Source organism: Planomonospora alba (assembly GCF_039534085.1).
Lineage (GTDB): Bacteria > Actinomycetota > Actinomycetes > Streptosporangiales > Streptosporangiaceae > Planomonospora_B > Planomonospora_B alba.
Genome location: NZ_BAAAUT010000029.1, coordinates 86,182 through 93,918, shown reverse-complemented (window position 1 = coordinate 93,918; position 7,737 = coordinate 86,182). Strand labels below are relative to the sequence as shown.

General features: G+C 71.9%; 8 protein-coding genes. 4 read left to right on the top strand and 4 right to left on the bottom strand.

Annotated features, from left to right (window positions below; all coding sequences use genetic code 11):
- Positions 1 to 140: 140 nt before the first annotated feature.
- The 4 genes from ABD823_RS18830 to ABD823_RS18815 form a co-directional block, all read right to left on the bottom strand.
- Positions 141 to 1,124, bottom strand: coding sequence for a 2-oxoacid:ferredoxin oxidoreductase subunit beta (locus ABD823_RS18830; protein ID WP_344861325.1), 984 nt, complete (start codon positions 1,122 to 1,124; stop codon positions 141 to 143).
- Between the two features lie 64 nt (positions 1,125 to 1,188).
- Positions 1,189 to 3,045, bottom strand: a complete 1,857-nt coding sequence (locus ABD823_RS18825; RefSeq protein ID WP_344861320.1) for a 2-oxoacid:acceptor oxidoreductase subunit alpha — start codon at positions 3,043 to 3,045, stop codon at positions 1,189 to 1,191.
- A gap of 205 nt (positions 3,046 to 3,250) precedes the next feature.
- A complete protein-coding gene (locus ABD823_RS18820; protein ID WP_344861318.1) occupies positions 3,251 to 3,340 on the bottom strand; it encodes a putative leader peptide in 90 nt (29 codons plus the stop codon).
- 69 nt (positions 3,341 to 3,409) lie between these two features.
- Positions 3,410 to 4,876 (bottom strand): polysaccharide deacetylase family protein, encoded by a 1,467-nt coding sequence (locus tag ABD823_RS18815; RefSeq protein WP_344861316.1) that lies wholly within the window; start codon positions 4,874 to 4,876, stop codon positions 3,410 to 3,412.
- 169 nt (positions 4,877 to 5,045) lie between these two features.
- Between ABD823_RS18815 and ABD823_RS18810 the strand changes: the two genes are divergently transcribed.
- The 4 genes from ABD823_RS18810 to nuoH all read left to right on the top strand — a co-directional run bounded on the left by ABD823_RS18810 (position 5,046) and on the right by nuoH (position 7,728).
- Positions 5,046 to 5,417 (top strand): NADH-quinone oxidoreductase subunit A, encoded by a 372-nt coding sequence (locus tag ABD823_RS18810; RefSeq protein ID WP_344861314.1) that lies wholly within the window; start codon positions 5,046 to 5,048, stop codon positions 5,415 to 5,417.
- Positions 5,418 to 5,499: 82 nt separating this feature from the next.
- Positions 5,500 to 6,033: an NADH-quinone oxidoreductase subunit B gene (locus ABD823_RS18805; protein ID WP_344861312.1), complete on the top strand. Its 534-nt coding sequence runs from the start codon at positions 5,500 to 5,502 to the stop codon at positions 6,031 to 6,033.
- Positions 6,030 to 6,704 (top strand): NADH-quinone oxidoreductase subunit C, encoded by a 675-nt coding sequence (locus ABD823_RS18800; protein WP_344861310.1) that lies wholly within the window; start codon positions 6,030 to 6,032, stop codon positions 6,702 to 6,704. Before ABD823_RS18805 ends, ABD823_RS18800 begins: the two co-directional genes overlap by 4 nt.
- Before the next feature lie 67 nt (positions 6,705 to 6,771).
- Positions 6,772 to 7,728 carry an NADH-quinone oxidoreductase subunit NuoH gene (gene nuoH, locus ABD823_RS18795; protein WP_344861308.1) on the top strand — a complete coding sequence of 319 codons (957 nt, stop codon included), beginning with the start codon at positions 6,772 to 6,774 and terminating at the stop codon, positions 7,726 to 7,728.
- Positions 7,729 to 7,737 lie beyond the last annotated feature (9 nt).

The following is a 7,737-nucleotide window of genomic DNA, read 5'->3' as shown; positions in this document are numbered from 1 at the left end:
GGCGAGCCTGCGGGCCACGATGTGGAGCCTGGTGCTCGCACCCGCGGGGTGAGGCGCCCGGACGCCGCCCCGGCGCGGCCGGAGCGATGAGAAGGCCCTCCGCGGACAGTCCGCGGAGGGCCTTCGTACGGTGCCGGGCCTCAGCCGATGCGCCAGGTGTCCCCGGACAGCAGCAGCTCGTCGAGGTCGCCGGGGCCGCGCTGCGCGGCGGCCTCCTCCAGCTGCGCCGACATCAGCTCGTCGTAGGACGGGCGGTCGACGCTGCGGAAGACGCCGATCGGGACGTGCTCGAAGGCGGGCTCGTCCAGCCGGGAGAGCGCGAAGGCCAGCGACGGGTCGGGGCGGTGGGCGTCGTGGACGAGGATCTCGCTCTCGTCGACCTCCGAGCGGGGCACGACCTCGATGCCGCCGTCGGCGGTCCGCCGTACCGCCTTGGAGGCGCTGACGACGGGCTGCCCGTGCTCCAGGCGCAGCGTGATGTCGTCGCGCTGCTCGGGGTCCTTGAGCTGGTCGAAGGCGCCGTCGTTGAAGATGTTGCAGTTCTGGTAGATCTCCACCAGCGAGGTGCCCCGGTGCTCGGCCGCCTGGCGCAGCACCGACTGCAGGTGCTTGCGGTCGGAGTCGATGGTCCGGGCCACGAAGGACGCCTCGGCGCCGAGCGCCAGCGAGATCGGGTTGAACGGCTTGTCCAGCGAGCCCATCGGGGTGGACTTCGTGATCTTGCCGACCTCGGAGGTGGGGGAGTACTGGCCCTTGGTCAGGCCGTAGATCCTGTTGTTGAACAGCAGGATGTTGAGGTTGACGTTGCGGCGGAGCGCGTGGATCAGGTGGTTGCCGCCGATGGACAGCGAGTCGCCGTCACCGGTGATCACCCAGACGCTCAGGTCCGGCCGGGAGGCGGCCAGGCCGGTGGCGATCGCGGGCGCGCGGCCGTGGATCGAGTGGAACCCGTAGGTGTTCATGTAGTACGGGAACCGGGAGGAGCAGCCGATGCCCGAGACGAACACCATGTTCTCGCGCTTGAGCCCGAGCTCGGGGACGAAGGACTGCACCGCGGCCAGGATGGCGTAGTCGCCGCAGCCCGGGCACCACCGGACCTCCTGGTCGCTCTTGTAGTCCTTCATCGACTGCTTGGCGTCGGACTTGGGCACCAGGGCCAGTCCCTTGCCGTTGAGGCCGTTGAGGAGGTCACTCACTGTCGATCACATCCTGGATCACGCCGGCCAGCTCCTCGGCCTTGAACGGGAGCCCCCGCACGCGGTTGTAGCTGATGATGTCGACCAGGAAGCGGGCGCGGAGCAGCAGCGCGAGCTGGCCGAGGTTGATCTCCGGGAGCAGCACCTTGTCGTAGGACTTCAGCACCTCGCCGGTGTTGGCGGGCAGCGGGTTGAGGTGCCGCAGGTGCGCCTGGGCGACCTTCCCGCCGCCGGCGCGGATGCGCCGTACGGCCGCCGCGATCGGGCCGTAGGTGGAGCCCCAGCCGAGGACGAGCACGCGGGTCCCGCCCTCGGGGCCGTCGGGGTCGTCCACCTCCAGCGCCGGGATGTCCTTCGCGATCCCGTCGATCTTGGCCTGGCGGAGCCGGACCATGCGGTCGTGGTTGTCGGGGTCGTAGGAGATGTTGCCGGTGCGGTCGGCCTTCTCGATGCCGCCGATCCGGTGCTCCAGGCCCGCGGTGCCCGGGACGGCCCAGGGGCGGGCGAGGGTCGCCTCGTCGCGCAGGTAGGGCAGGAACGCCTCGCCGTCGTTGGGCGCGGTGGCGAACTCGGTGGAGATGTCGGGCAGGTCGGCGGCGGCGGGCACCCGCCACGGCTCGGAGCCGTTGGCCAGGTAGCCGTCGGACAGCAGCATGACCGGCGTGCGGTACTTGATCGCGAGCCGGGCCGCCTCGACGGCCGCGTCGAAGCAGTCGCTCGGCGACATCGGCGCGACGACCGGCAGCGGCGACTCGCCGTTGCGCCCGTACATCGCCATCAGCAGGTCGGTCTGCTCGGTCTTGGTGGGCATGCCGGTCGACGGGCCCGAGCGCTGCACGTCCACCACGATCAGCGGCAGCTCGGTCATGACGGCCAGGCCGACCGTCTCGGCCTTCAGCGCCACGCCCGGGCCGGAGGTCGTGGTGACGCCCAGCGCGCCGCCGAAGGAGGCGCCCAGCGCCGCGCCGACGCCGGCGATCTCGTCCTCCGCCTGGAAGGTGCGGATGCCGAACCGCTTGTGCTTGGACAGCTCGTGCAGGATGTCGCTGGCCGGGGTGATCGGGTAGGACCCGAGGAACAGCGGGAGCTTCGAGCGCACGGAGGCGGCGATCAGGCCGTAGGCGAGCGCCTGGTTGCCGGAGATGTTGCGGTAGACGCCCGCGGGCAGCCGGGCCGGCTTGACCTCGTAGGAGACGGAGAAGGACTCGGTGGTCTCGCCGTAGTTCCAGCCCGCCTGGAAGGCGGCGATGTTCGCCTTGGCGATGTCGGGCTTCTTGGCGAACTTGTTCTCCAGGAAGGAGATCGTCGCCTCGGTGGGCCGGTGGTAGAGCCAGCTCAGCAGGCCGAGGGCGAACATGTTCTTGGAGCGCTCGGCGTCCTTCTTGGAGATGTCGAAGCCCTCCAGCGCCTTGACCGTCAGAGAGGTCAGCGGCACGGCGTGCAGCCGCCACTCGCTCAGCGAGCCGTCCTCCAGCGGGTTGGCCTCGTAGCCGACCTTCTGCAGGTTGCGCTTGGTGAACTCGTCGGTGTTGGCGATGATGTCGGCCCCGCGCGGCAGGTCGCCGAGGTTGGCCTTCAGCGCCGCCGGGTTCATGGCGACCAGCACGTTCGGCGCGTCACCCGGAGTGAGGATGTCGTGGTCGGCGAAGTGCAGCTGGAAGCTCGACACGCCCGGCAGGGTGCCTGCGGGGGCGCGGATCTCCGCGGGGAAGTTGGGGAGCGTGGACAGGTCGTTGCCGAACTCCGCCGTGCCCGCAGTGAAGCGATCACCTGTCAGCTGCATGCCGTCGCCGGAGTCGCCGGCGAACCTGATGATCACGCGGTCGAGTTGCTGAACCTGCTTGGTCACAGCTCAGTCCTCCTCGACGCGAAGGGCGCCGTTTGCTGTTGCCACCATGTTTACTTCCATGCTAGATCCCTCGGGGGTCACGCGTAGTCTTTCGCGTTCCACACGGCGCGGGAGTGTGACGTAGGTCGCAGGTCCCCGGCATGCCGCGACGGTGGAGCGTGGAGCTCGGGCGTCGTGCCTGCGGCGCGGGGGGAGACCGCGCAGGTCACGACCGCGGGCGGTCGTCCTTACACAGCCCGGCGGCGAGCCGGCACAGGTCGACGTGCAGGCGGCCGAAGAGGACGGTAGGGGTCACGATGGCCAACTATATGTCCTCCGGGTCAGGGTCCCTCATCTCTTCCGGCTATGGGGTCATAGCTGTCGGCTATGACCTGGAGGGACCGGAGGCGTAGACCTCGCCCGCCCGCATCCCCGCGGCGCCGAACAGCTCCGGCACGGTGACGAAGGTGTGGCCCGCGGCGGCCAGCCGCCGCAGGACCGCCTCGGCCGCCCCGGCGGACGAGGCGTCCAGGTCGTGCATCAGGACGATCGAGCCGGGCCGCACCCTCTCGGCGACCCGCCGGGCGACGGCCTCCGGGTCGCGCCCGCGCGCGTCGCCCGCGTCCACGTCCCAGCCGACCACCGCCAGGCCCTGCTCGCGCGCGGCCCGGACGACGCGCTCGTCCACCCTGCCGTACGGCGCGCGGACCAGGGCGGGGTCCTGGCCGGTCGCGTGGCCGACCGCCTCCTGGGCCCGGCTGAGCTGGTAGGCCGCCAGGCCCGCGGGCAGCGAGGTGAGGTCGCGGTGGGACCACGTGTGGTTGGCCACCAGGTGCCCCTCGGCGCTCATCCGCCGCAGCAGGTCCGGCCGGGCGACCGCGTTCGAGCCGGTGACGAAGAAGGTGGCCCGCGCGCCGTGCGAGGCCAGCACGTCCAGCAGCTCCGCGGTGCCCTCCCCGGGCCCGTCGTCGAAGGTCAGCGCCACGCACTTCGCCGTCGCGCAGTCCACCGTGCCCGCCCGGGAGCTGCGCGCCGCGGGCCTGTCGACGGCGGCCGCCTTGATGGCCTCCGAGGTGGGCGCGGCGACCGGTCCCTGCCCGGCGCGGACGGCCGCCCGCCGGGCCCGCAGGCCGGACGGGGAGAGCAGGCCCTCGCTCCGTCCGGCCGGCACCGCGACCGCCACCCGGCCGAGCGAGCCCGCGGCCACCTGGTAGTCGTCGAACTCCACGACGAGCTCGCCGTGCCGGTTGAAGGCGATGGAGTCGAAGAGGCGCTCGTCGGCCTTGACCGCTCCGGCGTCCACGCCGGGCCCCCGCCGGGCCAGCTCCGCCCGGACCAGCCCGGCCAGCTCGGTCAGCGCGGAGCCGCCGGTGAGCAGGCCGGTGGAGTCCAGGGCGCGCCCGTCCACGCGGTCGTACCAGACGGTGGTCCTGGACTCGCGCCAGCCGGGCCGGGTGTACTCGCCGATGCCCAGCCGCACCCCGACGATCTCGTCGGAGACGGCGGCGATCCGCCAGTCCGCGTTGAACTCGGGGCGGGTGCCCGGGACCGCCGCGGAGGTTGCGGCGGTGAAGCGGTCGAGGCGCCCGGTCAGCACGGAGCGGAGTTTCCCGGTGAGGGCGGGAGCGTCGGCCAGGACCGGGTAGGAGGCGTGCACGTTGCGTTCGCCGAAGTCACCCTGCGTGATGGTCGCCGTGTTCAGGCCCGGGAGCCGGGACGGGTCCGCGTACTCGATGAGCGTCGGCTCAGACGGGACCAGGCGGTCCGATGCGAGGGAGGTGGTAGCGGTGCTGCACCCGATCATGGTCACGGTGAGTAGCGTCACTCCGCCGGCGAATCGCATTTTTCGCATGAAAGTCACCGTAGGTGGGGAATGGTGGGGTTTACCGTTTCTTGGTACGACCGGGAAGCAGGCTTTGGCGGATTCAGGTTTAGTCGCTCCACTGGGTGACGAGGCATGTGAGATGCGTTAGCGGTCGGCGCCGGTCCGCTCCGGCGCGGCGGACCCGGGGAGGGGATCGATGGAGGAGTACTTCGGGTCCTACGCGGTGGTCCTCGTGCTGCTCGCGCTCGGGGCCGCGATCTTCGCGGGGGCGCTGGCCGCCAACCGCGCGCTCCGGCCGGACCGGCCCACCGCCGAGAAGCTCGCCACCTACGAGTGCGGCGTCGACCCGGTCGGCGAGGGCTGGGCCCAGTCCCAGGTGCGCTACTACGTCTTCACCTACCTGTACGTGGTGTTCGCGGTGGACGCGGTCTTCCTGTTCCCCTGGGCGACCGTCTTCGCCGCACCCGGCTTCGGGCCGGCCACGCTGGTGGAGATGTTCGTCTTCCTGGGCTTCATCGCGCTCGGCATCGTCTACGCCTGGCGCAAGCGCGTGCTCACCTGGACGTGACCCGCACGGGCCCGCGGGGGGAGACGGGCGCGTGCCCACCCGGGCGTGACCCGCACGGGCCCGCGGGGGGAGAATGGAGGACATGGCGGATCTCCCGATGCCCACCGTGCGGTCCACAGCGCGGCCCGCGCTGGGCCCGGTCTCGCGGCTGGCGCCCAGGCCGATGCGGTTCGTCCTCAACTGGGGGCGGCGCTACTCGCTGTGGGTGTTCAACTTCGGCCTGGCCTGCTGCGCGATCGAGTTCATCGCGACCACGATGAGCCGGCACGACTTCATCAGGTTCGGGGTGATCCCGTTCGCCAACGGCCCCCGGCAGGCCGACCTCATGATCGTCTCGGGCACGGTCACCGACAAGATGGCCCCGGCCGTCAAGCGGCTGTACGAGCAGATGCCCGACCCGAAGTACGTCATCTCCTTCGGCGCCTGCTCCAACACCGGCGGGCCGTACTGGGACTCCTACTGCGTGACCAAGGGCGTCGACCAGATCATCCCCGTGGACGTGTACGTCCCCGGCTGCCCGCCCCGGCCCGAGGCCCTGCTGCACGGCATCATGAAACTCCAGGAGAAGATCGCCGCCGAGTCCCTGGGCGAGCGCTACGCCCCCTCGGGCGGGTGACCGTGGACGCGCCCGCGATCGTCTCCCGCATCGAGGAGCGGTACGGCTCCCGCGCCCGCGTCTCGCGGACCTACGGCGAGACCACGGTGGACGTGGCGCCGGACGACTGGACCGGCCTGCTGGCCTTCGCCCGCGACGGGGGCTGCGCCTTCCTCGACTGGCTGACCGGGGTGGACGAGCAGCAGGAGGGCTTCTCCGTCGTCGCCTGCGTCTACGACCCGGACGCCCGGGTCCGGCTGCTGCTGCGCACCCGCGTGCCGCGCGAGGACCCCCGGCTGCCCAGCGCGACCGGTGTGTTCCGCGGCGCGAACTGGCACGAGCGCGAGACCTTCGAGATGTTCGGCGTCGTCTTCGACGGGCACCCGAACCTCGTCCCGCTGCTGCTGCCCGAGGGGTTCGAGGGCTTCCCGCTGCGCAAGGAGTTCGTGCTGGCCTCCCGGGTCGCCAAGGGCTGGCCCGGGGCGAAGGAGCCGGGCGAGTCCGGCCACGAGGCGGCGGGCTCGCCGAGCCGCCGCAGGACGCTCCCGCCCGGCGTGCCCGCCGACTGGGGCGCCGCCGTCCGGGGGACCCCCGGCCCGGCCGCGGACGGCGGGACCGGCCGCGCAGGGGCCCGTGGCGGGGAACGCGGCGGGAGTCGTGACGAGATCCGCGGCGGGGGTCGTGACGGCTGAGCCCGTCCGGGGCAGGATGGCTCTCGACCGGGTTCCCGACCGGCGGTGACCGCAGGACGGAGGCGTGATGGCTGCGCAGGTGCTCGACATCGCCGTCCGGCTCGTCGTGGTCGTCGCGGCCTTCCTCGTGCTGCCGCTGGTCGCCGGGCAGATGGAACACAAGGTCATGGCGCACATGCAGGCCCGGCTCGGCCCGATGTACGCCGGCGGCTTCCACGGCTGGGCCCAGCTGATCGCCGACGGGGTGAAGTTCCTCCAGAAGGAGGACGTGATCCCGGCCGCCGCCGACCGCCGGGTCTTCGCCCTGGCCCCGGCCGTGGCGCTGGTGCCGTACCTCGTGGTGCTGGTCGTGGTGCCCGTCGGGCCCGGCCTGGTCGGCGTGGACCTGGACGCGGGCCTGTTCTTCGTGCTGGCGGTGATGGGCGTCGGCGTGCTCGGTTCGATCATGGCCGGCTGGGCGTCGGGGAACAAGTACTCCCTGATGGGCGGGATGCGCTCGGCCGCCCAGCTCGTCTCCTACGAGCTGCCGCTGGTCCTGGCGGCCTCCAGCGTCGCGATGGCGGCGGGCACGCTCTCCCTGCCGGGCATCGTGGAGGCCTGGCAGTGGTGGTGGCTGCCCTGGCAGGCGATCGGCGCGGTGGTGTTCTTCACGGCGGGCCTCGCCGAGCTGCGCCGCCCGCCGTTCGACATGCCGATCGCCGAGTCCGAGATCATCATGGGCCCGATGACCGAGTACACCGGCATCAGGTTCGCCCTGTTCATGCTGGCCGAGTACGCCGGGATCATCGTGCTGTCGGCGCTGACCACCGTTCTCTTCCTGGGCGGCTGGCAGGGGCCCCTGCTCCCCGGGCCCGTCTGGACGCTGCTGAAGGTGTTCGCCCTGGTGTTCGTGGTCATCTGGGTGCGGGTGAGCTATCCCCGGCTCCGCGAGGACCAGCTGCAGCGGCTCGCCTGGACCGGTCTGGTCCCGCTGGCGCTGGCCCAGCTCGCGCTCACCGGCCTCGTCAGGGTCCTCGCCGGGTGAGGACCCCGG